Genomic DNA, 26,345 nt, shown 5'->3' on the forward strand with positions numbered 1-26,345 from the left:
GATAGACTGTCACGGTGAACCCGGTTATCGACGGGCCGACGACGTTGTCGCCGGCCCGTACTCGTCTTGCGCTCCTCGCACTCGCCCTCGGCGGCTTCGGCATCGGCTCGACCGAATTCGTCGCCATGGGCCTGCTGCCGAACATCGCCCACGATCTGCTGCCGCAGCTCTACGCCGCCTCCCCCACCGCGGCCAACGCGCAGGCCGGCTGGATCATCTCGGCGTACGCGCTCGGCGTCGTCGTGGGAGCGCCGACCATCGCGGCCGTCGCGGCGCGCTGGCCGCGCAAGAAGCTGCTGCTCTGGCTGCTGGTCGCTTTCACGGTCGGCACGATCGCGTCCGCGTTCGCCCCGACCTTCCCGCTCGTGCTGGTCGCCCGGTTCCTCTCCGCCCTGCCGCACGGCGCCTACTTCGGCATCGCCTCCCTCGTCGCCGCGCGGCTGATGGGTCCGGGCAAGCGCGGCCAGGGGGTCGCGTTCGTGCTCTCCGGGCTCACCATCGCGAACGTCATCGGCGTGCCGTTCATCACCTGGATCGGGCAGCAGCACGGCTGGCGTGTCGCCTACGTGGTGGTCGCCGCGATCTTCGCGCTCACCTTCGTCGCCGTGGCCCTGCTCGTGCCGTGGCAGGCCGGCGACCCGAGGGCCACGCTGCGCAACGAGCTGAGGGCCTTCACACGCCTCCAGGTCTGGCTGGCCCTGCTGATCGGCGCGATCGGCTTCGGCGGCTTCTTCGCGGTCTACACCTACGTCGCGCCGATGGTCACGACGGTCACCGGGCTGCCGGTGTCGGCGGTGCCGCTGGTGCTGATCCTGATCGGCGTGGGCATGACCATCGGCAACATCCTCGGCGGCCGGATGGCCGACCGCAGCGTCGAGCGCGGGATGCTGCTCTTCTTCGGGATCATGCTGGCCGGGCTCGCAGCGCTCTTCTTCAGCGCGCACCTCCTGGCCGGCCTGCTGATCTCGGTGTTCGTCATCGCCGCGGCCGCCTCCGCGCTGTCGCCGATGATCCAGACCCGCCTCATGGACGTCGCCCACGACAGCCAGTCGATCGCCGCGGCCCTGAACCACTCGGCCCTCAACATCGCCAACGCCTCCGGCGCCTTCCTCGGCGGCCTGACCATCGCGGCCGGCTTCGGCTACCTGTCGCCGATCGTCGTCGGCGCGGTCCTCGCCGTGGCCGGCATCGTCCTCGCGCTGGTCTCGTTCGGGATCGACCGCTCGCGCGAGCGGCGCGGGGTGGACACCGGAGTGGTCCACGCCCAGCGGCTGGACCCCGTCCCGATCGACTGACGCCTCGCTAGCGCGACTCCGGGCCGGGGTCGAAGAAGTCGGCGATATCGACGTCGTCCCCGGCGGCCTCCGGCCGGCGCACGCCGGACCGGACGGCGCCCACGATCGCGACCACCACAGCCCCGGTGAGGGTGCCCGCGACGAGCACGAGCACCGGCAGGTAGATCGGCCAGCCGTACAGCACGACGAAGTAGCCGATGGTGAGGAAGGGGTTCACCTACTCGTCCTCCGGCGCCTCGGCCCGGCGCAGCGCTGCCTCCAGCCGCTCCACCTTGCCGTCCAGCTCGCCGGTGCGTCCGGGCCGGATGTCGGCCTTCAGCACCAGGGAGACGCGGGGGCCGTACGCGCCGACGGCCTCCGTGGCCCGGCGGATCACGTCGAAGACCTCGTCCCACTCGCCCTCGATCTCCGTGAACATCGAGTTCGTGCGATTCGGGAGGCCCGACTCACGCACGATCCGGACCGCCGCGGCGACCGCGTCGTGCACCGAGCCCTCCGGTCCTTCCGCTCCGCTCGGAGCAACCGAGAATGCGACCAGCATGAGCCCTCCTTCTGTCGTGCACCGGGATGGTACGTCCGGCACACGAGCCAGTCTAGGAGTGAGCGCGGGCGCCCGGACGGACTAGCGCGCCTCACGCACCGGCACCGGGTGCGCGTCGGGCGCCGAGCGGAACGGCCAGGCGTGCGCGGGCAGCAGATCGCCCGCCGCTTCATCCCGGTGCCGCTTGCGCCAGAGCGCCCCGATCGTCCAGCCGAGGACGACGAAGTACATCAGGTTGCGCGCCGTGAGCACCGCGACCATCGCCGGCAGCGGCACGAGGAGGCCGTCGTACAAGTACGGGTACATGAGCTGAGTGAGCGCCGCAATGGTCAGCACCATGATCGCGGGCGTCTTGAACCCCCGGCCCTGGTACACCAGCCCGATCACGACCGGGGCGGCGAGCCAGATGATGTACTGCGGCGAGCCCACCTTGTTGAACGCGATGAAGGCCGTCACGAGCGCCAGCGAGAGCTCAGGGAGGATGCGCGTGTACGGCGTCCCGCGCCGCAGCGAGCGGATGCCGATGAGGGCGACGACCAGCACGGTGAGCGCGAGCAGCGGGTTCATCAGCGAGCCGGCCTCCACCGTGCCCTGCCCGGTCACCTGGAAGGTGAGCAGGTCCTGGTCGTAGTAGACGACGGCGCCCGGGACGTGGAACGCGGCCTGCCACATCCAGAAGGTCGCGACGGGCGCCTCGATCTGGATGCCGCGGTCGGTCTGCATCGTGATGAAGCTGAGGACGTGCAGGCCGCCGCCGAAGATGAGCGGCACCGCCACGATGATGAGGCTCGTCACCGCCCCGGTCGCGACGATCCGCCAGCGCGTCTTCATCGCGATCACGGCGGCGACGATGATGGCGGCCGGCCACACCTTGATCCAGGTGGCGATGGTCAGCACCACGACAGCGGCGCGCTCGTGGAAGGTCAGCCAGAGCAGCCCGACGATCGCGAGGGAGCCGGAGACGGCGTCGAGGCGGCCGACCGAGATCGGGCCGAGGAGCAGCAGGAAGCCCAGCCACCACCAGGCGGCGACGATCCTCCGCGGCTCACGGCCGACGATGAGGACGGCGAAGGCGGCTGCGTTCAGCAGCATGACCATCGTCAGCCAGCCGCCGAGATAGTTGTCCTCGCCGAACAGCAGCGGCAGCATGATCGGCACGATCGCGCCGAACGGATACACCCAGTCGGCGTTGAGGCCGACGATCTCGGTGCCCTGTGCCGCGAGCTGCGCCCACGGCTTGTAGACCCAGAAGACGTCGCCGAATCCCGTGTGCTGCAGCAGCCCGAGGCCGCCGATGACGAGATGGACGACGAGGAAGCCGATCCACAGGCTCAGCGGGCTGGCCGCGATCCGGCGCAGAGTGGTCGCGTCCGGTTTCGCGTCTGACGCTGGAAGCGGTACCGGAGCGGCGTCCATCCCCGCGGCGTCTATCCCCATAGCGCCTCATCTTATGGGACCGGTATCGGTGGTGCCGCCCCCGGGCGCCCGCCAGCGTGCGAGGACGCTCAGCTTCGCGCGAGCAGCCTCCGCAGCACCACCGGCACCGCCTCCGCCACGTCGAGCGCGGCGACCGGTCCGCCCTGCGAGGCGGCCTCCCCGGCCCGGCCGTGCACCCAGGCGGCGGTCGCCGCGAGCGCCGCGAGCGCCTCGTGGCCGCGCTCGTCGATCGCGTCGGCGTGCGTCGCGACGAGCGCGCCGAGGACGCCGCCGAGCACATCGCCGCTGCCGGCCGTCGCGAGCCACGGCGGCCCGGCCGTGACGGTGACGCGCGAGCCGTCGGGGGTGGCCACGTGGGTGGTGTGGCCTTTCAGGAGCACCGTCACGCCGAGGGCGGCGGCCGCGCGCTCGGCCCAGCCTCCCGGGTCCTGGCGGATGTCGTCGGGCCCCGGCGTGGGAGCCCCGTCGTCGGCCGCCGCGGCGAGCGCCTTCGACAGCTCGCGGTAGTGCGGCGTGATGACGACCGGACCACGCGCCCGCATCACGAGGTCGAGCGCGCCGGCGTCGATGACCAGCGGGGTGCCGTCGTCGAGCGCCTCGCGGAGCCTGCGGAGGTCGTCGTCGTCGCGGTCGTCGGCGTCCATCCCGGAGCCGAGGAGCCACGCCTGCACCCGTCCCGGCGCCGACACGACCTCCGGCCGTCGCCGCAGCACCTCGTGGGCGGCGCGCTCGGCGCCGAGGTAGCGGATCATCCCCACCCCGGTGCGTGCGGCCGCCTCGGCGCCGAGCACGGCGGCGCCGGGATAGCGCGCGGAGCCGGTGACCATCCCGAGCACCCCGCGGGTGTACTTGTCGTCGGACTCGGTGGGCACCGCGATCCAGCCGCGGGCGAACTCCTCGTGCCATTCCGTCCCGATCGCCAGACCGGCGGGGACCGTCATCTTCTCCATCGAACCTCCGCCGCCCACGATAGGTTGAACAGGTGAGCATCTCCATCCCCGGATCGGTGGTCGTCTTCGACTACGGCGAGGTCATCTCCGTGAGCCCGAGCGAGGCGGACCGCACGGCGCTCGTGGGGATCGCGGGTGGCGACGCCGAGCAGTTCTGGCCGGCGTACTGGCGGCACCGCAATGCGCTCGACCAGGGCACGCTGACCATCCAGCAGTACTGGCGCGGCATCGAGCGGGAGCTCGGCGAGAGCTGGGAGGACGCGACGATCCACCGGCTGTGGCTGGCGGACTTCCGGAGCTGGCTGACCATCGACCACGACACGCTCCAGGTGCTGCTCGACCTCAAGGAGGGCGGCACGCGGCTGGCGCTGCTGTCCAACGCGGGCCGCGACTTCGGCTCCTACTTCCGGCACGGCACGCTCGGCGACCTGTTTGAGCAGGTGTTCGTCAGCGGCGAGCTGGGCACGGTGAAGCCGAGCGCGGAGATCTTCGAGCACGTCATGGCCGAGCTCGGCGTCACGCCCGCCCAGACCGTGTTCATCGACAACAAACCCGAGAACGTGGAGGGCGCCCGCGCGCTCGGCATCGCAGGGCACGTCTACACGTCCGCGGAGGACCTCCGGGCATATCTTCAGACTCTGGCGGCTTAGTAACGAGTATGACTTCGCTCTTCGATCCGCTGACCCTGCGCGGCGTGACGGTCCGCAACCGCATCTGGACCTCCCCCATGTGCCAGTACTCCGTGCTCGACCACTCGGGTGTGCCGCAGACCTGGCAGCTCGTCCACCTCGGCGCCCTGGCGACGGGAGGCAGCGGGATCGTCTTCACGGAGGCCACCGCAGTCAGCCCCGAGGGCCGCATCTCGCCGCGCGACACCGGCATCTGGACCCCCGAGCAGGCGGAGGCGTGGCGGCCGATCGTGGAGTTCATCGCGTCGCAGGGCGCGGTCCCCGCCATCCAGCTCGGGCACGCCGGCCGCAAGGCGTCGACCTGGCCGGCCTGGGGCTTCGAGGACCGGCACGGCACCGTCCCGGCCGAGGAGGGCGGCTGGACGGCCGTCGCGCCGTCGCCGATCGCGTTCGGCGACGATGATGTGCCGCAGGAGCTCGACCTCGCCGGCATCGACCGGATCGTGGCCGACTTCCGCGCCGCGGCCCGCCGCTCGGTCGACGTGGGCTTCCGCATCCTGGAGCTGCACGCCGCGCACGGCTACCTCCTGCACCAGTTCCTCTCCCCCATCGCCAACCACCGCACCGACGAGTACGGCGGATCGCTGGAGAACCGCGCCCGGCTGCTGCTGCGCGTCGTCGCGGAGGTGCGCGAGGAGGTCGGCGACGACGTGCCGTTGTTCGTGCGCTTCTCCGGCAGCGACTGGACGCCGGGCGGCTGGGACGAGCAGCAGACCGCGATCGTCGCGGGCTGGGCGCAGGAGGCCGGCGCGGACTTCTTCGACATCTCCTCCGGTGGCATCCAGACCGGCGTGCGCATCCCGCTCCAGCCGGGCTACCAGGTGCCGTTCGCGGAGCACGTCCGCAGCTCGGCCGAGGTGGACGTCAGCGCCGTCGGCCTGATCACGACGCCGCAGCAGGCGGCCGACATCGTGGAGGGCGGCAGTGCGGACGCGGTCATGCTGGCGCGCGAACTCCTGCGCGACCCGCACTTCCCGCTGCGGGCCGCTCATGAGCTCGGCGTCAGGGTCGACTACTGGCCGCCGCAGTACCTGCGCGCGGCCTGGCGCGACTGAGCGGCTTCCTGGGCTACATCGGCGTCGTCGGCTGCGTCAGGCAGAGGTAGTTGCCTTCGCTGTCCTGGAACCAGGCCGACTTGCCCGTCTCGTCCGTCGCCACCCCGTTCTCGGTCTTGAGGCCCGGGAAGTCGTAGTCCGCGAACACGACCCCCCTGCCGCGCAGGTGCTCCATCTCGGCCTCGATGTCGTCCACCAGCCAACACATCGCGGTGTTCTGCGCGGTGCCGGCGTTGGACGTCTCGTAGATGTAGATCCAGGAGTCCCCGCCGGTGCGGTAGCGGACCCCCTGCTCGCTGGTGTCCTCCGGTTCGAGTTCGAGCTTGTCGCGGAACCACGCCGTGGCGCGCGCCAGGTCCGAAGCGGGAAGGACGGAGTACGTCTTGCTCGTCGATAACATGAGCATTCCTCCTCTTCATTCCGCGCGGCATGCTACTCGCCGCTCGAGGCTTTGGCCCCCCTGAACAGACGGGTCTACAGCCTCCGCGTCGCGTCCTGCACCTCGCCGACGAGCTCCTCGATGATGTCCTCCAGGAACACCACGCCCGCCGTGGCCCCCTCGCCGTCGACCGCGCGCGCCAGGTGGCTGCCGGTGCGGCGCATGCTGGCGAGCGCGTCCTCCAGGTCGGAGTCGACGAACACGGTCACCAGGCGCCGGATCCGCTTGCCGGGGACCGGGAGGTCGAACCCGGTCTCCTCCAGGTCGAGGACGTCCTTCAGGTGCAGGTAACCGGTCGGCTCGCCGTCGGCGTCCGGCACGACGTAACGCGAGAAGCCGTACTTGGCGACGGCCCGCTCCACGTCCGCCGGGGTCGGCACGGGCGGCAGCGAGACCAGGGTCTCCGGCTTCACCATCGCGTCGCGCACCTTCTTCTCGGTGAACTCGAACGCCGCGGTCAGTGCGCCGGTCCGGTCGGTCAGGAGGCCCTCCCGCTTCGACTGGCTCACGATGGTGGCGACTTCGTCGAGGGTGAAGGTGCTGGCCGCCTCGTCCTTCGGCTCCACCCGGAACAGGCGCAGCACCGCGTTCGCACTCGCGTTCAGGGCCACGATGATCGGGCGGACCACCCGGCCGATCCCGACCAGCGGAGGCGCGAGCAGCAGGGCCGCCCGGTCCGGCATCGAGAACGAGATGTTCTTCGGCACCATCTCGCCGAATACGACGTGCAGGAACGACACCAGCACCAGCGCGATGATGAAGGCCACCGTGCCGATCACGTCCTCCGACCAGCCGGTCGCGTGCAGCGGGACCTCCAGCAGGTGGTGGATGGCAGGCTCGGAGACGTTCAGGATCAGCAGCGAGCATACGGTGATGCCGAGCTGGGTGGTCGCGAGCATGAGCGTCGCGTGCTCCATCGCGAACAGCGCGGTCTTGGCGCTGCGCTTGCCGCGCTCGGCGAGCGGCTCGATCTGCGAGCGGCGTGCGGAGATGACCGCGAACTCGGCGCCGACGAAGAACGCGTTCACGAGGAGGAGCACCACCAGCCAGGCGATGCCGGCCCAGTCGCTCATGCCGCACCCCCCGCCGCAGGGTGCTCGGGATCGGGCGTGTAGCGGATCCGGTCGACCCTGCGCCCCTCCAGCCGCTCGACGCGCAGCGTGCCGCCCTCGATCGGGACCTCGTCGCCGACCTTCGGGAGGCGGCCGAGCTCGTTCATGACGAAGCCGGCGACCGTCTCGTACGGCCCCTCCTCCGGAACGGTCACGCCGGCCTGCTCCCGCAGCTCGTCGGGGCGCAGGATGCCGGGGAAGGTGATGGAGTCGATGCCGCGGACCACGCCGGCCCGGGTCCGGTCGTGCTCGTCGGCGACCTCGCCGACGATCTCCTCGACCAGGTCCTCCAGTGTCGCGATGCCGGAGGTGCCGCCATACTCGTCCACGACGACCGCCATCTGGTAGCCCCGGCCGCGCAGCTCGCCCAGCAGGGTGTCGAGCGTCATGGTCTCCGGCACCCGGAGCGCCTCGGTCTGCAACGCGGAGACCGGCACGCGCCCCCGACGCTCGCGGGGAACGGCGACGGCCTGCTTGACGTGCACGAAGCCGACGATGTCGTCCACGTCCTCGTCGACGACCGGGAAGCGGGAGTAGCCGGTGCGCCGGGCCAGTCCGATGACGGTCTGCGCCGGGTCGGTGCGCTGCACGGCCTCCACCCGCGGCCGCGGCGTCATGACGTCGGAGGCGGTGCGCGACGCGAACGCGAGCGTGCGGCTCAGCAGCGTCGCGGTGTCGGCCTCCAGCACGCCGGCGCTCGCCGACCGCCTCACGAGCGAGGACAGCTCGTCGGCGGTGCGGGCCGCCGACAGCTCCTCCTTCGGCTCGATGCCGAGCAGCCGCAGGAACGCGTTGGCCGTGCCGTTCAGCACGAAGACCGCGGGCCGGAAGACGGTCGTGAACACTGTCTGGAACGGGATGACCAGCTTGGCCGTCGCGATCGGCAGAGCCAGCGCGAAGTTCTTGGGCACCAGCTCGCCGAGGATCATCGACAGCAGGGTCGCCACCGTGATCGCGACCACCGACGCGATCACCGTGACCACGCCACCGGGGAGGCCGAGGGCCGTGAGCGGGTCGCGGAGGAGCGAGCTGATCGCGGGCTCCATCGTGTAACCGGTCAGGAGCGTCGTCAGGGTGATCCCGAGCTGCGCGCTGGAGAGGTGCGTGGAGGTGATCTTGAGGGCGGCGATCGTCATGGTCAGCCGCGACTCGCCGCGCGCCCGGCGTGCCTCGAGGTCGCCGCGGTCGAGGTTCACGAGCGCGAACTCGCTGGCGACGAAGAGGCCGGTGCCGACGGTCAGCAGGAGGCCGAGCCCGAGCATGAGCCACTCAGAGAGCACGACGACCACCCCGCTCGGGCGGACTCATCGGATGGAATGGGCTGGCAGAAGGAGGGTCGTCCATTTCCCGAGTCAGTATAGCGGCGCGTCCCGCGGAAACGCCGGGCGCCGCGGCGGTCGCCGCGATTCCCAGCGCGCGCATCGATTCGCCATAGGGCGCCCGAAGCGAGCGGCGGCATCCTCGCGGCAGAAGTCCACCGAGAGGAATGTTCCATGAGCACCACAGCACCGAACCCCGGACAGCCCTGGCAGCCGGCGCCGCAGCAGGGTCCGCCCTCCGGCTATGGGCAGCCCGCGCCGCACTACGCCCAGCCGGCCCCGCAGCCCGCGCCGCCCTCGAACCGCAGCGTCCTTCACCGCTGGCCCTCCTGGGCGCAGAACACCGCGCTCGCGGTCGGGGCGGTCGCGATCCTCGTGGTCGTCTTCTTCGGCGGCTACTTCACCGCGCACGCGGTCGCCGGCAACGCCCGCACCGGCTTCGGAACGAACCAGAACTTCAGCCCGCGCCAGTTCGGCGGCAACGGCGGCTTCGGCGGCCAGCCCGGCAACGGCAACGGCTTCGGCGGCCAGCCCGGCACCGGCTCCGGAAACGGCTCCTAACCCACCGCCGAGTACGCCCGAAATCAGGCGAAAACCGCCGAGTATGCAGATTATCCGCGTACTCGGCGGTTGCTCACCAGCTGACGGGGAGGGCCTTGCCCTCCTCGTAGCCGGCGGCGGACTGGATGCCCACCAGGGCGCGGTCGTGGAACTCGGCCAGCGTGCGGGCGCCGGCGTAGGTGAACGAGCTGCGGAGGCCCGTCGTGATCATGTCGAGCAGGTCCTCCACCGACGGCCGCAGCGGGTCGAGGTAGATGCGCGAGCTCGAGATGCCCTCGGCGAACAGCGTCTTGCGGGCGCGATCGAATGCGTCGAGTCGCTCGAACCGGCCGGTGACCGCCTTCGTGGAGGCCATCCCCCAGCTCTCCTTGTAGAGCGCGCCGCGCTCGTCGGCCACGATCGCGCCCGGCGCCTCGATCGTGCCGGCGAACCACGATCCGATCATCACCGACGCACCGCCCGCGGCGAGCGCCAGCGCGACGTCGCGCGGGTACCGCACCCCGCCGTCGGCCCAGACGTGGGCGCCGAGCTCGCGCGCGGTCGCGCTGGTCTCCAGCACCGCGGAGAACTGCGGGCGACCGACGGCGGTCATCATGCGCGTCGTGCACATCGCGCCGGGGCCGACGCCGACCTTGAGGATGTCGGCGCCTGCCGCGACCAGGTCGCGCACGGCCTGCTCCGTCACGACGTTGCCTGCGACGATCGGCAGGCCGAGCCCGAGCTGCCGGACGGTGTGGATGGCGCGGCGCATTCCGTCCTGGTCGCCGTGCGCGGTGTCGATCACCAGCACGTCGACGCCCGCGGCCGCCAGTGCCTTCGCCTTGGCGGCGACGTCGCCGTTGATGCCGACCGCCGCGGCGACCCGCAGCCGCCCGTGGGAGTCGAGCGCGGGGGTGTAGATCGTGGAGCGCAGCGCGCTCGTGCGGCTCAGCGTGCCGACCACACGGCCGTGCGAGAGCACCGGCGCGAAGGCGAGTCCCGCAGCGTCCATGACCTCGAACGCGGCCCGGCCGTCGGGGAGGTCGTCGGCGTCGAGCGCGGTGAGCGCGCCGTGCAGGAGGTCGCCGATCCGCGCGTCCGGGAGCGCCGACCCGAGCTGGATGGCCGCGAGGCAGCCGAGGTACGCCCCGGCGTCGTCCTTCACGACCACGCCGTGCCCCTCGACCGCGGGCACGCGGCGCAGCACGTCGGCCACGGTCTCCTCCGGGCGGGCCTCATAGGGAGTGTCGAAGGCCACCGGCTGCGCTTTGACCCAGCGGATCGCCTCGGCCAGGTCCTGCAGGTGCATGTCCTGCGGGAGCACGCCCAGACCGCCGCGCCGGGCGAGCGTCGCGGCGAGCCGCTTGCCGGTCACCGAGTTCATGTTGGCCGACACGATCGGGATGGTCGCCCCTGTGCCGTCCTGCGGCGCCAGCGACACGTCCAGCCGGCTCGTCACGTTCGATCGCGAGGGGACCAGGAAGACGTCGGAGTACGTGAGGTCGTGCCGCGGAGTCGTCGCATAGAACTGCATGAGAATAACGGTATCCTCCCGGGCCGAACACCCGCACCCGGTCGCGGATGGGATTAGGCTTGATGCTCGGATGGAACGGGCGGCCCGAGGCCGCCCGATCGTAACGAATCAACGGAGAGAGTGGGCGATCGGCTGTGTCGAGCCAATTGACCGGAGTGGGAACCGACGACGGATCGTCGGGAGAGTTCGGAGCCAACGAATGGCTCGTGGAGGAGCTGTACGAACAGTTCCTCCGGGACAGGAACTCGGTCGACAAGTCCTGGTGGCCGGTCCTGGAGAGCTACAAACCGACCGTGACGGACGGTGAGGCCTCAACCCCGAGCGAGACCCCCGCCCCGACGCCCGCCGAGCCGAGCGTCCCTACTCCGAGTGAGCCGAGCGCCCCCACCCCCAGCGAGCCGACCGTCCCGACCCCGGCCGAGCCGACGGCCCCGACCCCGCCCGCGGAGTCTGCTGCGCCGTCCGAGCCCCGCCCGGTCACGACCCCGATCCCGATCATCGGCGCCCAGCCGGTGGCCCGCACCACCTCGATCGCTCCCAAGCCGCAGCCGGTCCCGGCCGACGCGCCGGTCACCGCCCCCAACGCCACGGTGGAGCCGGCCGAGGAGGACAAGGTCACCCCGCTGCGCGGCATGGCGAAGTCGCTGGCGACCAACATGGACGCCTCGCTCACCGTCCCGACGGCGACCAGCGTGCGGACCATCCCCGCGAAGCTGATGATCGACAACCGCATCGTCATCAACAACCACCTCAAGCGCGCCCGCGGCGGCAAGGTGTCCTTCACCCACCTGATCGGCTGGGCGCTCATCCAGGCGCTCAAGGACTTCCCGAGCCAGAACGTCTACTACGACGAGGTCGACGGCAAGCCCTCGGTCGTCGCCCCCGCCCACATCAACCTCGGCATCGCGATCGACCTCCCAAAGCCGGACGGCACCCGCGCCCTGCTCGTGCCGAGCATCAAGCGCGCCGACACGATGCGCTTCGGCGAGTACCTCGCCGCCTACGAGGACCTGGTCTCGAAGGCCCGCAACAACAAGCTCACGGCGGCCGACTTCGCCGGGACCACCATCTCGCTGACCAACCCGGGCGGCATCGGCACGGTCCACTCCGTCCCCCGCCTGATGAAGGGCCAAGGCGCCATCATCGGCGCCGGCGCGCTCGAGTACCCGGCCGAGTTCCAGGGCTCCAGCGAGAAGACCCTGGCGGGACTCGCGATCGGCAAGACGATCACGCTGACCAGCACCTACGACCACCGCGTCATCCAGGGCGCCGGCTCGGGCGAGTTCCTCAAGATCGTGCACGAGCTGCTGATCGGCAAGCGCAACTTCTACGAGGACATCTTCGCCGAGCTGCGCATCCCGTACATGCCGATCCACTGGAACCCGGACATCTCGGTCGACCTGGCGAGCGCCGTCGACAAGACCGCCCGAGTCCAGGAGCTGATCAACTCCTACCGGGTGCGCGGCCACCTGATGGCCGACATCGACCCGCTCGAGTACGTCCAGCGCAGCCACCCGGACCTCGAGATCGAGAACCACGGTCTCACCTTCTGGGACCTGGACCGCGAGTTCGTCACCGGCGCGTTCGGCGGCGACAAGCGCAAGATGAAGCTGCGCGACATCCTCGGCGTGCTGCGCGACTCGTACTGCCGCACGGTCGGCGTCGAGTACATGCACATCCAGGACCCGGCCCAGCGCAAGTGGTTCCAGGACAAGCTGGAGCGCCCGTACGAGAAGCCGAACCACGACGAGCAGCTCCGCATCATGGGCAAGCTCAACGAGGCGGAGGCGTTCGAGACCTTCCTGCAGACCAAGTACGTCGGCCAGAAGCGGTTCAGCCTGGAGGGCGGCGAGTCGACCATCGCGCTGCTCGACACCATCCTGCAGGGCGCTGCGGAGGCCGGGCTCGACGAGGCCGCGATCGGCATGGCCCACCGCGGCCGGCTGAACGTGCTCACCAACATCGCGGGCAAGACCTACGGTCAGATCTTCCGCGAGTTCGAGGGCACGCAGGACCCGCGCACGGTCCAGGGCTCCGGCGACGTCAAGTACCACCTCGGCACCGAGGGCACCTTCAAGGGCGCCGACAACGCCGAGATCCCGGTCTACCTCGCCGCGAACCCGTCGCACCTGGAGGCCGTCGACGGCGTCCTGGAGGGCATCGTCCGCGCCAAGCAGGACCGCCGCCCCGCCGGCACCTTCCTCACCCTGCCGATCCTCGTCCACGGCGACGCGGCGATGGCCGGCCAGGGCATCGTGGTCGAGCAGATGCAGATGTCGCAGCTCCGGGCCTACCGCACCGGCGGCACCATCCACGTCAACATCAACAACCAGGTCGGCTTCACCACCCCGCCCGGTGAGGGCCGCACGTCGGTCTACTCGACGGACGTGGCGAAGACCATCCAGGCGCCCATCTTCCACGTGAACGGCGACGACCCGGAGGCCGTGGTGCGCGTCGCGCAGCTCGCCTTCGAGTACCGCCAGGAGTTCAAGCGCGACGTGGTCGTCGACCTCATCGTCTACCGCCGCCGCGGCCACAACGAGGGCGACGACCCCTCGATGACGCAGCCGCTGATGTACAACCTCATCGAGGCCAAGCGCTCGGTGCGCCGGCTCTACACCGAGGCCCTCGTCGGCCGCGGCGACATCACCCAGGAGGAGTACGAGGCCGCGCACGCCGACTTCCAGGACCGCCTGGAGCGCGCCTTCATGGAGACGCACGCCGCGCAGACCAACTCCGTGCCGATCATCACGCAGGGCGAGGCCACGGCCGACCTCGAGCACCCGATCGCGCAGCAGGACGAGAACGACAACGTCGGCGAGCCGGACACCACGGCCGTCAGCGCACAGGTCATCCAGCTCATCGGCGACGCGTTCAACAACCCGCCCGCGGGCTTCACCGTGCACCCGAAGCTCCAGCAGCTCCTCAACAAGCGCAGCGACATGAGCCGCAACGGCGGCATCGACTGGGGCTTCGGCGAGCTGCTCGCGCTCGGCAGCGTGCTGCTGGAGGGCACCCCGGTGCGCCTCGTCGGCCAGGACTCGCGCCGCGGCACCTTCGTGCAGCGTCACGCCGTGCTCCACGACCGCGAGAACGGCCAGGAGTGGCTGCCGCTGGCGAACCTCAGCGACAACCAGGCGAAGTTCTGGATCTACGACTCGCTGCTGAGCGAGTACGCCGCGATGGGCTTCGAGTACGGCTACTCGGTCGAGCGCGCCGACGCCCTGGTGCTGTGGGAGGCGCAGTTCGGCGACTTCGCCAACGGCGCCCAGATCATCATCGACGAGTTCATCTCCTCGGCCGAGCAGAAGTGGGGCCAGCGCTCGTCGCTCGTGCTGCTGCTCCCGCACGGCTACGAGGGCCAGGGGCCGGACCACTCCAGCGCCCGCATCGAGCGCTACCTCCAGCTCTGCGCCGAGAACAACATGACCGTCGCGCGCCCGTCCACCCCGGCGTCGTACTTCCACCTGCTGCGCCGTCAGGCGTACGCCCGGCCGCGCCGGCCGCTGGTGGTCTTCACGCCGAAGGCGATGCTGCGCCTGCGCGGCGCGTCGAGCAACGTGGCCGACTTCACGAACGGCAAGTTCGAGCCGGTCATCGACGACGCGCGGATCACCGACAAGGGGGCCGTCAAGCGCGTGCTGTTCATGGCGGGCAAGCTCTACCACGACCTCGCGAACGAGCTGGAGAAGAACCCCAACCCGGAGATCGCGCTGGTGCGCGTGGAGCAGTACTACCCGCTCCCCGCCGTCGAGCTGAAGGCCGTGGCGGACTCCTACCCGAACGCCGAGCTGGTGTGGGTGCAGGACGAGCCGGAGAACCAGGGCGCCTGGCCGTACATCATCCTGGAGACCTCCAAGCTGGGCCCGCGCCCGATCGGCGTCATCTCGCGTCCGGCGTCCGCGTCGCCCGCAGCCGGCTCCGCGAAGCGTCATGCGCAGGAGCAGTCGGTGCTCATCCAGCGCGCGCTGACGCTCTGATCCCGGCGTAGACAACGAAGGAGCCGCGACCCCGTTCGGGTCGCGGCTCCTTCGTTTGCTGGCTTTTGCGGGCCTGTCGGGTCGGAGCTCCTCCGTCACCCACGCACCTCGGCGAGCAGGTTCTCCACCCGCCGCTTGATCTCGTCGCGGATCGGCCGCACCTCCTCGATCGGCCGGCCGGCCGGGTCGGTGAGGTCCCAGTCCTCGTAGCGCTTGCCCGGGAAGATCGGGCAGGTGTCGCCGCACCCCATCGTGATGACGACGTCGGACTCCTTCACCGCCTCGGTCGTGAGGATCGCGGGAGTGTTCGCGGCGATGTCGATGCCCTCCTCCGCCATCGCCTGCACGGCGATCGGGTTGAGCCGGTCGGCCGGCTCGGAGCCGGCGGACAGCACCTTCACGCTGTCTCCGGCGAGCGCGCTCAGGTAGCCGGCAGCCATCTGCGAGCGGCCGGCGTTGTGGACGCAGACGAAGAGCACGGTGGGGGTGGTGTCGGTCATTCGGTGTCTCCAGGTTCGAGGAAGGTGGGGGGCCGCCGCCCGCGGGGAGCGGCGACCCGAGTCGCTCTTAACAACAATCCGGCGGGCAGGACCCGTCCGGAAGCGGCTGGCATTCGGTCGTGTCGCAACATCCCATGGTCATTCTCCCTTCTCCATCGACGTTTGTCGATGAACCCAGGATGAACGCATACATTGACGCTTGTCAATATATGCGCGATGATCGATGCATGGCGATCACCGAGCTCCTCCCCCTGCGCGACCTCCAGGCCTGCTGCGCGCCCATCACCAAAGAGGTGATCAGCGAGGAGAACGCCGTCTCGGTCGCCCGGGCGATGAAAGCGCTCGCCGACCCGGCCCGCCTCCGGCTGCTCTCGATGGTCGCCGCGCACGAGGACGGCGAGGCGTGCGTCTGCGACCTCACCGAGCCGCTCGACCTCTCCCAGCCGACGGTCTCCCACCACCTCAAGATCCTGACGGAGGCCGGGTTCCTCAGCCGCAGCAAGCGCGGCACCTGGGCGTACTACCGGATCGTGCCCGGCTCGCTCGACATCGTGTCGTCGTTCCTGACCTCGGTCTGAGGCGCCCGCGGGTCACTCCGTCTCGGTCGCGAGCTTCCGGTTCGCCCGGCCGACCGCGCGAGCGATCTCCGCGTCGGGCCGGTCGTGTGCGATCCCGAAGCAGATGAGCTGCAGCGGATACGTCGCCGCGATCACCCGGGCGCGACGCGCGATGTCGGCGTCGATCACGCCGTGCAGCGCCTGCCAGCCGTGCCAGGTCGCCAGCGCGGCGGCGTCCTCCGCGGGATCGCCGGCGCTCGCCAGGTCCCAGTCGACCACGCCCGCGACTCGTCCGTCGGACCAGAGCACGTTGGCTCCCGCGAGGTCGCCGTGCGTGAGCACCGGCTCCGTCGGCGGCTCCAGGGCCGAGAGCGCGTCGGCGATCCGCTCCGCCCGGGGCCGCACGTCGCTCTCCAGGCGAGGGATCGCCTGGTCGTACAGGAGGGAGCGCCACGCTTCGCCTCCCATGTAGCTGTGCGGGGGCGCCAGGTGCGCTCCCACCTCCGCGAGCGGGACGGCGCGAAGACTCTCGAGCAGGATCCCGAGTTGCGCAGGGTCGCCGCTGCCGCTCGGGTGCGGCTCCCCCGGCACGCGCCGCTGGGCGATGGCGGTCAGCCCTCCGATGCGGACGGGCTCCGCGACCGACCTCGGCAGAGCGAACGGCAACTCGGGCAGTGCGTCGATGAGCTGTTGCGCTCGCCCGAGCCGAACGGATGCACGCCGGTCGCGGCCCACGCGTACCGCGGTCGAGCCGGCGAGCACCACGATGTTCGCGGACCCGTGTTCGATGACGGTCCGCCGCTCGGGACGTGCGTCCTCGCCTGCCGCTCGGAGCGCCCCGGCGACGAGCTCCTCGAACACGTGCGGCTCGGGCGTCACGAATCCGGTCTCGGCCACGCGACAACGATAGGCGATCGGCGTCAGCGCTCCTCGCCCAGCCGCGCGTGGAATCCGCGGATCGCCTCCGCCGCCCCCTCCGGGTACTCGAACCCCGCGAAGTGCCCGCCTGCCGGCGCGTCCACGAACTCCACCAGCCGCGGCGCCGCCCGCTCGGCCAGCGAGCGCGGGAAGCCCGCCATGGCCGGCTCCCGCGCCAGGTAGACGCCGACGGGCGCCGCGAGCGGCGGACGCGGCGGGTTCTGCTCGTAGTCGTAGTACTGCTGGAACGACGTCCCGATGCTGTCGGTCGTCCAGTACAGCGTGGCGACCGTGTAGAGGATGCCGGAATCGACCACGCGCTGCCACGCGTCGCCCTCCCGGTCGTCGATCCAGTCGTGCCACTTGTCGGCGATCCAGGCGAGCAGCCCGGCCGGGGAGTCGTTCAGCGCCGCCGCGATGGTGTCGGGGCGGGTGCTCATGATTTCGCTGTAGCCGCCGTCCAGCCGGTCGTACTCGTCCAGTGCGGCGAGGTAACGGGCCTCCTCCTCGCCCACCGGCTCGCCCTCCGGGAACGGCCCGCTCAGCAGCAGGATGCCGACCACGCTGTCCGGGTGGTGGACGCCCAGCCAGGTGGAGGCTCCCCCGCCGATGTCGCCGCCGAAGGTCGCATAGCGCTCGAACCCGAGCGTCTCGGTCATCAGCCCGTGCAGTGCGTCCGCGATGGCGCGCCGGGTCAGCGGCGGCTCCAGCGCCTCGGAGTACACGAACCCGGGCAGCGAAGGCAAGATGACGTCGAACGCGTCGGAGAGCAGGCGCGCGAGCGGGAGGTATTCCACGAAGGCGCTGGGCCAGCCGTGCAGCAGCAACAGCGGCGTGTGCGGGCCGGCTCCCGTGCCGCGCACGCGGGCGAAGTGCAGCCGGTGGCCGGCCACCTCGGCGACGTGCTGCTCCACGGCGTTCAGCCGCTCCTCCTCCGCGCGCCAGTCGAACGCGAGCCAGCCGTCGACCAGCGCACGCAGCTCGTCCCCGCCGAGACCGCCCTCCCAGCCGGGACGTGGCGAGCGCAGGTAGCGGGTGCGCGCGAGGCGATCGCGCAGGTCGGAGAGGACGTCGTCGGACACGTGGATGCGGAAGTCGTCGATGGCCATGCCGCCACCGTAGCCGCAGGGTCCGACAGCCGTGACCGCCGGGCCGCTCGCTCGGCTACTCCCGCGCCAGCATCGCCGCGGCCTGCCGCTCCAGGTCCGCGTACGGCTCGCCGCTGACGTCCACGGCGACCCGGTGCAGTGTGCCGCCGGTGAAGCGGAACGGCCGCTCGCCGGGGTAGTCGTCGGTCACCGGCTCGCCGCCGTCGTACCCGACGCAGAGCCCCTCGCCGGCGAGCGAGAAGTAGCCCGGCTGGGTCTTGATGCGCCCTTCGCCGACCTTGTGCTCGCCGTGGTAGAGGCTGAGGACGCCGGTGGCGATCCCGGGCGCCTCCTCGCCGTCCTTCTCGAACGCCGCCGACAGGATGATGCTCTCGCCGGTCGGGAGGTCTTCGGTCGCATCGACCCGCTGCTCCAGGCTGCCGACGAAGTTGTAGACGTAGTGCAGCCGGCCGCCTTTCACGTAGAGGGCGTGGCCGCCGAACCGGGCGCCGTGCGCGAAGATCACGCCCTCCGCTCCCGCCTCCGGCAGGTCCACGAGCGCCCCGATCGCGTACGAGCGGTTGCGGATGTTGACCGCCTGCGACTCCGGCACCTCCGCGCCGCCGATCCGGTAGACGTAACGGTTCCGCGGGCTCGTGAGCTGTGGCCGCGGCGTCAGCAGGATCTCGATCGCCGAGCGGTCGTCCAACGGGAACGCCTGGTTGGCGCCCGCCTCGGCGAACCACAGGTTGACCAGCTCGCGCACCTTGTCCGGATGCTCGGCCGCCAGGTCGTGGACTTCCGACCGGTCGACCTCCGTGTGGTACAGCTCCCAGGTGTCGTCGTTGAACCGGCTCCAGCCGCTGAGGACCGGGTGGTTCGACACCGCCTTCCAGCCGTTGTGCCAGATGGACCGAGAGCCGAGCATCGCGTAGAACTGGGTCGGCCGTGTGGTCGGCGCGTTCGCGTCCGCGACCGCCGAGCGCATGCTCACGCCGTCCATCCGGGACTGCACGTGGCCGCCGATCTGCTCCGGCACCTCCACGTCGAGCAGGTCGAGGATGGTGGGCACGATGTCGACCGCGTGGTGGTACTGGTGCCGCAGCTCGCCGCCGTGGCCGAGCTTCTTCGGCCAGGAGACGATGCACGGGTCGGCGGTTCCGCCGTTGTAGTCGTAGCGCTTCCACATCTTGAACGGGGTGTTGAAGGCCATCGCCCAGCCGTTCGGGTAGTGGTTGTAGGTCTTCGGGCCGCCCAGCTCGTCGAGCATCGCCAGGTTCTCCTCCAGGCTGTCCGGGATGCCGTTGAAGAACTTGTTCTCGTTGACCGAGCCCTCCGGTCCGCCCTCGCCGCTCGCGCCATTGTCGGAGACCAGCATGATCAGCGTGCTGTCGAGGGTGTCGGACTCCTCCAGGTAGTCGAGCAGCCGGCCGATCTGGGCGTCGGTGTGGGCGAGGAAGCCGGCATAGACCTCCGCCATGCGCGCGTAGAGCCGCTTCTCGTCGTCTCCGAGAGAGTCCCAGGGCTTGGTGACGTCGAGCGGCGGGAACGGCTGGCCCTCCGGTCCGCTGCGCGTCTCCGGCGTCCCGATCGGGTTGATCGGAGGGAGTTCCGTCCCCTCCGGGACCAGCCCGAGCGCGATCTGCCGCTGCAGGATCTCCTCCCGGATCGCCTCGTAGCCGCCGTCGAAGCGCCCGGCGAACTTCTCGATCCACTCCCGCGGCGCGTGGTGCGGCGCGTGCGCGGCGCCGGGCGCGTAGTAGAGGAAGAACGGCTTCTCCGGCGCGAGAGCCTTCGCGTCGCCGATGAACTCGATGGCCTTGTCGGTGAGGTCGACGGTGAGGTGGTAGCCGTCCTCCGGCGACGCCGGCTGGTCGACGGGGTGGTTGTCGTACACGAGGTCCGGATACCACTGGTTCGTCTCGGCGCCGAGGAAGCCGTAGAAGCGCTCGAAGCCGCGGCCGGTCGGCCAGTTGCGCCGGGTGGAGGCCAGGTTCATCTCGTCGGACGGGCACAGGTGCCACTTGCCCACGATGTAGGTGTTCCAGCCCTGCTCCCCCAGGATCTGCGAGAGCATCCCGTTCTCCTGCGGGATGGTGCCGCTGGCGTTCGGGAAGCCGGTCGCCGCCTCCGTGATGCACGCCATCGAGTTGCGGGTGTGGTTGCGCCCGGTGAGGAGGGCGGAGCGCGTGGGCGAGCACAGCGCCGTCGTGTGCCACTGCGTGAACCGCACGCCCGACTCGGCCAGCCGGTCGATGTTCGGGGTGTCGATCGGGCCGCCGTAGCAGCTCATCGCCGAGAACCCGACGTCGTCCAGCACGATCAGGACCACGTTGGGCGCGCCGTCCGGGGCTTTCGGCGCCTCGAACGGCGCCCAGTCGGGCTCCGAGTCGCGGATGTCCAGGTCGATCCTGCCACGGAACGGTGCGGGCATGTCGTCCCCCTTCAGCGCCGGATGCCGGCGCCGGACGGCGCCGGGGACCACCGGACGGCCGCACCCTAACGCCGCCCGTCCGCCGGCGGCAAGACCGATTGCACCGGCCGGATCAGCCGCAGTACCATCCGGCCGACAGCACTGATCGGGAGCGAGCACACCCCGGGAGCCGACATGACCGGAACGACCGCAGCGGCCTCGCAGGCCACCATCCGTCGCATCATCGCACCGCTCGCGCTGGCGCAGTTCATCTGCAGCTTCGCCGGCTCCAACATGAACGTGATGATCAACGACATGTCGCGAGACCTCGGGACGACGGTCCAGGGCATCCAGGTCAGCATCACGCTGTTCCTGCTCACGATGGCGGCGCTGATGATCCCGATGGGCAAGCTGACCGACAACATCGGCCGCAAGCGCAGCTTCGTCATCGGCCTGATCGTGTACGGGGTGGGCGCACTCATCACGGCGGCCGCGCCCGCGCTGTGGGCCGTCATCCTCGGCAACTCGCTGCTGGAGGGCATCGGCACCGCGATGCTCATCCCGCCGGTCTACATCCTCACCACGATCCACCTCCCGGACATCCCCACCCGGGCTGTGGCGTTCGGGATCATCAGCGGGATGGGCGGCGTCGGCGCCGCCGCCGGGCCGCTCATCGGCGGCCTCATCACGACCGGGATCAGCTGGCGCGCCGCGTTCCTGTTCCAGGCGCTCGTGATCGTGGTCATCCTGCTGCTCAGCCGCACGCTCACCGACCCGCTGCCCGCCGACCCGACCCGGCCGTTCGACATCGTCGGTGCGATCCTGTCGGCGCTCGGCCTGTTCGTGCTGGTCATGGGGATCCTCGCCGCCGACACGAGCGTGCCGCTGATGATCGTGCTCGTGCTCGCGGGGGTCGCGATCCTGGTCGGGTTCTTCCTCTGGGTGCGGCGCCGCGAGCGCGTCGGCAAGGCACCGCTGCTGTCCACGAGCCTGTTCCGGGTGCGGGTGTCGAACCTCGCGCTGATCACCCAGAACCTGCAGTGGGTGATCCTGATGGGGACGTCCTTCACCGTGTCGGCGTACCTGCAGGTGGTGCGCGGCTACAACGCCATCCAGACCGGCGTGATCTTCACCGCGGCGACGGTCGGGCTGCTGCTGACCTCCCTACTGGCCGGGAGGCTGGCGCGCCGGTTCTCGCAACGCGGCCTGATCGTCACCGGGTTCGTGCTGTGCGTGCCCGGCGTGGTGCTGCTGATCTGGCTGGTCGCCGGGACCACCGGCGGCTGGCCGTTCGTGCCCGGCCTGTTCCTGATCGGTGCCGGGCTCGGCCTGATGCTGACCCCGTCGGTGAACGTGGTGCAGTCGGCGTTCCCCGAGCGGGTGCAGGGCGAGATCTCCGGCCTCTCGCGCAGCGTCTCCAACCTCGGCTCGACCTTCGGCACGGCCATCGCCGGCACCATCCTGGTGGCGAACCTCGCGCGCGGAGGCGAGGCGTACGGCATCGCGATGGCGGTGGTCGCGGTGCTCGGGGCGACCGGGCTGATCGCGGCGGTGCTGCTCCCGCGCACGGCCGCGGTGGCGCCGGACGGCCCGGCCGCGGCGGGAACCGCGGCGGGATAGCCGATGCCTAGCCGGGCGGCCTTCCGCGGGCGTACGTTGACGCCATGACCGTCGTGACCACGCACCGCCTCGGTGAGCCCTGCTGGGTGGACTACGCCACCACGGACCTCCCCCGCGCCCAGGAGTTCTACACCTCGCTGTTCGGCTGGACCGCCGAGACCGGCGGCGGCGAGTACGGCGGGTACGTGACCTTCCGCCGCGACGGGCGCCTCGTCGCCGGGATGGGCCAGGCGATGGAGGGCCAGCAGCCGAACGCGTGGCTGACCTACCTGCTGGTCGAGGACGCCGAGGCCGGCGAGCGCGCGTCCGCGAAAGCCGGCGCGCAGGTGCTCTCCCCCACGATGACGGTCGGCGACCAGGGCCGCCTCGCCGTCGTCGCCGACCCGGGCGGAGCGGTCGTCGGCCTCTGGGAGCCCGAACAGCACCGCGGCTTCGAGCTCGTCGCCGAACCGGGCGGCCTCTCCTGGCACGAGCTGTACGCCCGCAGCTACCCGGAGCAGGTGGAGTTCTACACGCGCGTCTTCGGCTGGAGGACGCAGGTGCTCAGCAACACAGCCGACTTCCGCTACGTCACCTTCGGCGACCCCGAGTCACCGAGCGGCGGCGTGTTCGACGCCGACAAGATGCTGCCGCCGGGGGTGCCGTCGCACTGGGTCGTCTACTTCGGCGTCCAGGACGCCGCGGCCGCCGTCGCGCGGGTCGTGGAGCTCGGCGGCACGGCCATCCGAGACCCGTGGGACAGCGAGTTCGGCCGCTTCGCGCAGGTCACCGACCCGCTGGGCGGGTTGTTCTTCCTGCACGAGGTGCCCGGCTCCATCGCCTGAGCTCGCGACATCCGTCACGAATCGCGCGTTTCAGCGCGTCAGAGGCGACATTCGTGACGAATCGCGCGCGGGCTCAGTGCACCGACGCCTGGAACGACCGGATGCGCAGCAGCACCTCGGTGCGCAGCGTCTCGGGCGCCGTCTCCTTGCACGCGCGCTGCACCACCTCGGTGAGCACGACGTTCAGGTGCGCCTCGCTCGAGCAGCCGTCGCAGTGCGCGAGGTGCTCACGGACGTCTGCAGCATCCTCGTTGCAGAGCTCGTTGCGCAGGTACTCCTCGAGTTCGGCCTTCGCCTTCTCACAGCCGCAGTCGGTCATTTCGTTCTCCTGGTGGTCTGCACGGCCGGGCCCTGGACCGCTGAGAGCCCGCGTTCGTGCGCGTAGTCGGTCAGAAGCTCCCGGAGCATCCGTCGGCCGCGGTGGAGGCGGCTCATGACGGTGCCGATCGGGGTCTTCATGATGTCGGCGATCTCCTGGTAGGAGAATCCCTCGACATCGGCGAGGTAGACGGCCAGCCGGAAGTCCTCCGGGATGGCCTGCAGCGCGTCCTTGACGGCACTGTCGGGCAGGTGGTCGATCGCCTCCGCCTCGGCCGAGCGGCTGGAGGACGCGGAGATCGACTCCGCGCCGCCGAGCTGCCAGTCCTCGAGTTCGTCGATCGTCCCCTGATACGGCTCGCGCTGCTTCTTGCGATAGGTGTTGATGAACGTGTTGGTGAGGATGCGGTACAGCCACGCCTTCAGGTTCGTGCCCTGCTGGAACTGGGCGAACGCGGCGTAGGCCTTGACGTAGGTCTCCTGGACCAGGTCCTGCGCGTCGGCCGGGTTGCGCGTCATGCGCAGTGCCGCCGCGTAGAGCTGGTCCATGAAGGGAAGCGCCTGCTCTTCGAACAGTGCGCCCTTGTCCTCGGTTTCGGTGCTCATCAGGGGCCAGTCTAGTTGCGGCGACCGCCGAGCGACCCGTCGGGAGGGTCGGAGCTTCGACGGCGCCAGCGCACGGGTGCGCGGGGCGTCGAGGACAGCGGTGGCAGCGGGCACTGGCCGATCCTTCCTTCGGGCTCGATCACGGATAATCTTGACAACAATGCTCATCTCGAAATATTCCGCCCCCGACTTCGACCCCTACGGCGACAACCGCGTCGAGGAGCCGAACACGCTGTGGCCCGCGCCGGTCGCCGACGGCCCGGTGACCGCGTCCGTCTCGCTGCCCGGGTCCAAGTCGCTGACCGCCCGCGAGCTGGTGCTGTCGGCCCTCGCCGACGGCCCGTCGCTGCTGCGCGCACCCCTGCACTCGCGGGACACCGCCAACATGGTGGAGGCGCTGCGGGCGCTCGGGGTCTCGATCGTCGAGCAGCCGGGCGCCGGCGAGTTCGGCGCCGACTTCCTGATCACGCCGGCGGAGGAGCTGCTCGGCAGCACCACGATCGAGTGCGGCCAGGCCGGAACCGTGATGCGTTTCGTGCCGCCGCTCGCCGGCCTCGCGCTCGGGCCGACCATGTTCGACGCAGACGACTCCGCGCGCGGCCGGCCGATGGGCGCGATCATCTCCGCGCTGCGCGCGCTCGGTGTCGATGTGAACGACGACGGCCGCGGCGCCCTCCCGTTCACGGTGCACGGCACCGGCACGGTGCGCGGCGGCGCCATCGGGATCGACGCGTCCAGCTCCAGCCAGTTCGTCAGCGCGCTGCTGCTGTCGGCGAGCCGGTTCGAGGAGGGCCTCGACCTGACCCACTCCGGCGAGCGCCTCCCGAGCCTCCCGCACATCGAGATGACCATCGCCGCCCTCGCCGCGCGCGACGTGACGGTGGCGTCGCCCGAGGTCGGCCGCTGGATCGTGCGCCCCGGCGCCATCGCGGCGCGCGAGATCGACATCGAGCCCGACCTGTCCAACGCGGCCCCCTTCCTGGCGGCTGCGGTCGTCACCGGAGGCTCCGTCACGATCACCGGCTGGCCGGAGTCGACCACGCAGGTGGGCGCCGACCTCGCGGACCTGCTGCCGCTGTTCGGCGCGACCGTGTCGAAGGACGGCGACCGCCTCACCGTCACCGGCCCGGACCGCATCCGGCCGATCACGGTCGACCTCTCCACCGGCGGCGAGCTCGTCCCGGCGATCGCGGCCATCGCGGCCTTCGCCGACGGCCCGAGCGAGATCACCGGCATCGGCCACATCCGCCACCACGAGACCGACCGTCTCGCCGCCCTCGCGGCGGAGTTGAACGGCCTCGGCGGCGCCGTGACCGAGCTGGAGGACGGCCTCCGCATCGAGCCGCGCCCGCTGAAGGGCGGCGTGTGGCGCAGCTACGAGGACCACCGGATGGCGACCGCTGGCGCGATCGTCGGCCTGGTCGTCCCGGGCGTCGAGATCGAGAACATCGCGACCACGGCCAAGACCCTCCCCCAGTTCCCGCAGCTCTGGACCCGGATGCTGACCGAAGGCCCGGCGGCGTAGATGTCGTGGTGGTCGGATGAGCCCGACGAGGACGACGAGTACGACCTCTACGACGAGTCGGCCATCCGCTCCCGGCCGAACCCCAAGGGCAACCGGCCGCGCACCAAGACCCGGCCGGAGCACGCCGACGCGCAGATCGCCCGCGTCCTGGGCGTCGACCGCGGCCGCTACACGGTGCTCCTGGACGAGGACACGGCGGACGAACGGCAGGTCACCGCGGCGCGCGCGAGCGAGCTGAGGCGCAAGCCGATCGTCACCGGCGACCGCGTGGCCATCGTCGGCGACACCACCGGCGAGGACGGCACGCTCGCGCGCATCGTGCGCATCGAGCCGCGCTCGACCCTCCTGCGCCGCAGCGCGGACGACACCGACGAGGTGGAGCGCATCGTCGTCGCCAACGCCGACCAGATGCTCATCGTGGTGGCCGCGGCCAACCCGGAGCCGCGCACCCGCCTGGTCGACCGCTATCTGGTCGCGGCGTACGACGCGGGCATCGAGCCGATGCTGTGCGTGACCAAGATCGACCTCGCCGACCCCGCGCCCTTCCTGGAGAACTTCGCCGGGCTCGACCTGCCGGTGTTCACCAGCCGGGAGGACCACATCCCCGTGGACGACATCAAAGCCGCGCTGGTCGGCCACGACACCGTGGTGGTCGGCCACTCCGGCGTCGGCAAGTCCACCCTGGTCAACGCGATCGTCCCCGGCGCCAAGCGCGCGACCGGCCACGTCAACGTGGTGACCGGGCGTGGACGGCACACCTCGTCCTCGACGGTGTCGCTGCGGGTGGAGAACGCGGACGGCCACGGCTGGGTCATCGACACCCCCGGTGTGCGCTCGTTCGGGTTGGGCCACGTGGACACGGCGAGCATCCTGAAGTCGTTCACCGACCTCGCCGCGATCGCCGAGGACTGCCCGCGCGGCTGCACCCACCTGCCCGGCGCGCCGGACTGCGCCATCATCGAAGCCGTCGAGGAGGGCCGGCTCGGCGACACCGGCCGCGCCCGGCTGGACTCCCTGCAGCGTCTCCTCGCCACCTTCGCCCCCGAGGCTCGGTCGCCCAAGGACACGTAGACGCAGGACACGTG

Annotated in this window: 24 protein-coding genes; 10 read left to right on the forward strand and 14 right to left on the reverse strand. The window is 70.8% G+C overall.

Annotated elements, in window-relative coordinates; genetic code table 11:
• The first annotated feature begins 14 nt into the window (after positions 1–14).
• Positions 15–1,295, forward strand: coding sequence for an MFS transporter (locus ABIA36_RS02665; protein ID WP_369960723.1), 1,281 nt, complete (start codon positions 15–17; stop codon positions 1,293–1,295).
• A gap of 7 nt (positions 1,296–1,302) precedes the next feature.
• On the opposite strand, the gene ABIA36_RS02670 is transcribed toward ABIA36_RS02665, so the two are convergent.
• The 4 genes from ABIA36_RS02670 to ABIA36_RS02685 form a co-directional block, all read right to left on the reverse strand.
• Positions 1,303–1,512, reverse strand: a complete 210-nt coding sequence (locus tag ABIA36_RS02670; RefSeq protein ID WP_369960724.1) for a hypothetical protein — start codon at positions 1,510–1,512, stop codon at positions 1,303–1,305.
• Positions 1,513–1,836, reverse strand: a complete 324-nt coding sequence (locus ABIA36_RS02675; RefSeq protein WP_369960725.1) for an MTH1187 family thiamine-binding protein — start codon at positions 1,834–1,836, stop codon at positions 1,513–1,515.
• An 81-nt stretch (positions 1,837–1,917) separates the two neighbouring features.
• Positions 1,918–3,273, reverse strand: coding sequence for a hypothetical protein (locus ABIA36_RS02680; RefSeq protein WP_369960726.1), 1,356 nt, complete (start codon positions 3,271–3,273; stop codon positions 1,918–1,920).
• A 68-nt stretch (positions 3,274–3,341) separates the two neighbouring features.
• On the reverse strand, positions 3,342–4,214 hold the full coding sequence (locus tag ABIA36_RS02685; RefSeq protein WP_369962063.1) for an NAD(P)H-hydrate dehydratase: 873 nt from the start codon (positions 4,212–4,214) through the stop codon (positions 3,342–3,344).
• A gap of 41 nt (positions 4,215–4,255) precedes the next feature.
• On the opposite strand from ABIA36_RS02685, the gene ABIA36_RS02690 reads away from it, so the two are divergent.
• On the forward strand, positions 4,256–4,873 hold the full coding sequence (locus ABIA36_RS02690; RefSeq protein WP_369960727.1) for an HAD family hydrolase: 618 nt from the start codon (positions 4,256–4,258) through the stop codon (positions 4,871–4,873).
• Between the two features lie 8 nt (positions 4,874–4,881).
• Complete coding sequence (locus ABIA36_RS02695; protein WP_369960728.1) at positions 4,882–5,967, forward strand: NADH:flavin oxidoreductase/NADH oxidase; 1,086 nt, start codon at positions 4,882–4,884, stop codon at positions 5,965–5,967.
• Positions 5,968–5,980: 13 nt separating this feature from the next.
• On the opposite strand, the gene ABIA36_RS02700 is transcribed toward ABIA36_RS02695, so the two are convergent.
• The 3 genes from ABIA36_RS02700 to ABIA36_RS02710 form a co-directional block, all read right to left on the reverse strand.
• Positions 5,981–6,367: a VOC family protein gene (locus ABIA36_RS02700; RefSeq protein WP_369960729.1), complete on the reverse strand. Its 387-nt coding sequence runs from the start codon at positions 6,365–6,367 to the stop codon at positions 5,981–5,983.
• Between the two features lie 74 nt (positions 6,368–6,441).
• Positions 6,442–7,479 carry a hemolysin family protein gene (locus ABIA36_RS02705; RefSeq protein ID WP_369960730.1) on the reverse strand — a complete coding sequence of 346 codons (1,038 nt, stop codon included), beginning with the start codon at positions 7,477–7,479 and terminating at the stop codon, positions 6,442–6,444.
• Positions 7,476–8,780, reverse strand: coding sequence for a hemolysin family protein (locus ABIA36_RS02710; RefSeq protein ID WP_369962064.1), 1,305 nt, complete (start codon positions 8,778–8,780; stop codon positions 7,476–7,478). The genes ABIA36_RS02705 and ABIA36_RS02710 overlap by 4 nt, the downstream gene beginning before the upstream one ends.
• Before the next feature lie 231 nt (positions 8,781–9,011).
• On the opposite strand from ABIA36_RS02710, the gene ABIA36_RS02715 reads away from it, so the two are divergent.
• A complete protein-coding gene (locus tag ABIA36_RS02715; RefSeq protein ID WP_369960731.1) occupies positions 9,012–9,398 on the forward strand; it encodes a hypothetical protein in 387 nt (128 codons plus the stop codon).
• Positions 9,399–9,471: 73 nt separating this feature from the next.
• Here ABIA36_RS02715 and ABIA36_RS02720 read toward each other — a convergent pair whose 3' ends face one another.
• Entirely contained in the window at positions 9,472–10,911 is a 1,440-nt protein-coding gene (locus ABIA36_RS02720) for a GuaB1 family IMP dehydrogenase-related protein (protein ID WP_369960732.1), read from the reverse strand.
• A 134-nt stretch (positions 10,912–11,045) separates the two neighbouring features.
• Between ABIA36_RS02720 and ABIA36_RS02725 the strand changes: the two genes are divergently transcribed.
• Positions 11,046–14,891: a multifunctional oxoglutarate decarboxylase/oxoglutarate dehydrogenase thiamine pyrophosphate-binding subunit/dihydrolipoyllysine-residue succinyltransferase subunit gene (locus tag ABIA36_RS02725; protein ID WP_369960733.1), complete on the forward strand. Its 3,846-nt coding sequence runs from the start codon at positions 11,046–11,048 to the stop codon at positions 14,889–14,891.
• 95 nt (positions 14,892–14,986) lie between these two features.
• On the opposite strand, the gene ABIA36_RS02730 is transcribed toward ABIA36_RS02725, so the two are convergent.
• Positions 14,987–15,391, reverse strand: coding sequence for an arsenate reductase ArsC (locus ABIA36_RS02730; RefSeq protein ID WP_369960734.1), 405 nt, complete (start codon positions 15,389–15,391; stop codon positions 14,987–14,989).
• A 227-nt stretch (positions 15,392–15,618) separates the two neighbouring features.
• On the opposite strand from ABIA36_RS02730, the gene ABIA36_RS02735 reads away from it, so the two are divergent.
• Positions 15,619–15,969 carry a metalloregulator ArsR/SmtB family transcription factor gene (locus ABIA36_RS02735; protein WP_369960735.1) on the forward strand — a complete coding sequence of 117 codons (351 nt, stop codon included), beginning with the start codon at positions 15,619–15,621 and terminating at the stop codon, positions 15,967–15,969.
• Positions 15,970–15,981: 12 nt separating this feature from the next.
• Here the strand turns inward: ABIA36_RS02735 and ABIA36_RS02740 are convergent, their stop codons facing one another.
• Genes ABIA36_RS02740 through ABIA36_RS02750 form a run of 3 tightly spaced genes read right to left on the reverse strand, consistent with a single transcriptional unit; the run spans position 15,982 to position 20,388 of the window.
• Positions 15,982–16,845: a phosphotransferase family protein gene (locus tag ABIA36_RS02740; RefSeq protein ID WP_369960736.1), complete on the reverse strand. Its 864-nt coding sequence runs from the start codon at positions 16,843–16,845 to the stop codon at positions 15,982–15,984.
• 23 nt (positions 16,846–16,868) lie between these two features.
• A complete protein-coding gene (locus tag ABIA36_RS02745) occupies positions 16,869–17,975 on the reverse strand; it encodes an epoxide hydrolase family protein (protein WP_369960737.1) in 1,107 nt (368 codons plus the stop codon).
• A gap of 55 nt (positions 17,976–18,030) precedes the next feature.
• On the reverse strand, positions 18,031–20,388 hold the full coding sequence (locus ABIA36_RS02750; protein ID WP_369960738.1) for an arylsulfatase: 2,358 nt from the start codon (positions 20,386–20,388) through the stop codon (positions 18,031–18,033).
• Positions 20,389–20,562: 174 nt separating this feature from the next.
• Between ABIA36_RS02750 and ABIA36_RS02755 the strand changes: the two genes are divergently transcribed.
• Both ABIA36_RS02755 and ABIA36_RS02760 read left to right on the forward strand, forming a co-directional pair.
• The gene (locus ABIA36_RS02755) at positions 20,563–21,987 is read left to right on the forward strand and encodes an MFS transporter (protein ID WP_369960739.1); all 1,425 of its coding nucleotides are present in this window, start codon (positions 20,563–20,565) and stop codon (positions 21,985–21,987) included.
• A gap of 44 nt (positions 21,988–22,031) precedes the next feature.
• The gene (locus tag ABIA36_RS02760; protein ID WP_369960740.1) at positions 22,032–22,811 is read left to right on the forward strand and encodes a VOC family protein; all 780 of its coding nucleotides are present in this window, start codon (positions 22,032–22,034) and stop codon (positions 22,809–22,811) included.
• A gap of 73 nt (positions 22,812–22,884) precedes the next feature.
• Here the strand turns inward: ABIA36_RS02760 and ABIA36_RS02765 are convergent, their stop codons facing one another.
• Together ABIA36_RS02765 and ABIA36_RS02770 are read right to left on the reverse strand one after the other, a co-directional pair.
• Entirely contained in the window at positions 22,885–23,130 is a 246-nt protein-coding gene (locus ABIA36_RS02765; protein ID WP_369960741.1) for a zf-HC2 domain-containing protein, read from the reverse strand.
• Positions 23,127–23,735: a sigma-70 family RNA polymerase sigma factor gene (locus tag ABIA36_RS02770; RefSeq protein WP_179607526.1), complete on the reverse strand. Its 609-nt coding sequence runs from the start codon at positions 23,733–23,735 to the stop codon at positions 23,127–23,129. Before ABIA36_RS02770 ends, ABIA36_RS02765 begins: the two co-directional genes overlap by 4 nt.
• Before the next feature lie 160 nt (positions 23,736–23,895).
• On the opposite strand from ABIA36_RS02770, the gene aroA reads away from it, so the two are divergent.
• Complete coding sequence (aroA, locus tag ABIA36_RS02775) at positions 23,896–25,260, forward strand: 3-phosphoshikimate 1-carboxyvinyltransferase (RefSeq protein ID WP_369960742.1); 1,365 nt, start codon at positions 23,896–23,898, stop codon at positions 25,258–25,260.
• Positions 25,261–26,331 carry a ribosome small subunit-dependent GTPase A gene (gene rsgA / locus ABIA36_RS02780; protein ID WP_369960743.1) on the forward strand — a complete coding sequence of 357 codons (1,071 nt, stop codon included), beginning with the start codon at positions 25,261–25,263 and terminating at the stop codon, positions 26,329–26,331.
• The last annotated feature ends 14 nt before the right edge of the window (positions 26,332–26,345 follow it).

This window comes from Leifsonia sp. EB34 (genome assembly GCF_041260585.1).
In the GTDB taxonomy this organism is placed as follows: Bacteria; Actinomycetota; Actinomycetes; order Actinomycetales; family Microbacteriaceae; genus Leifsonia.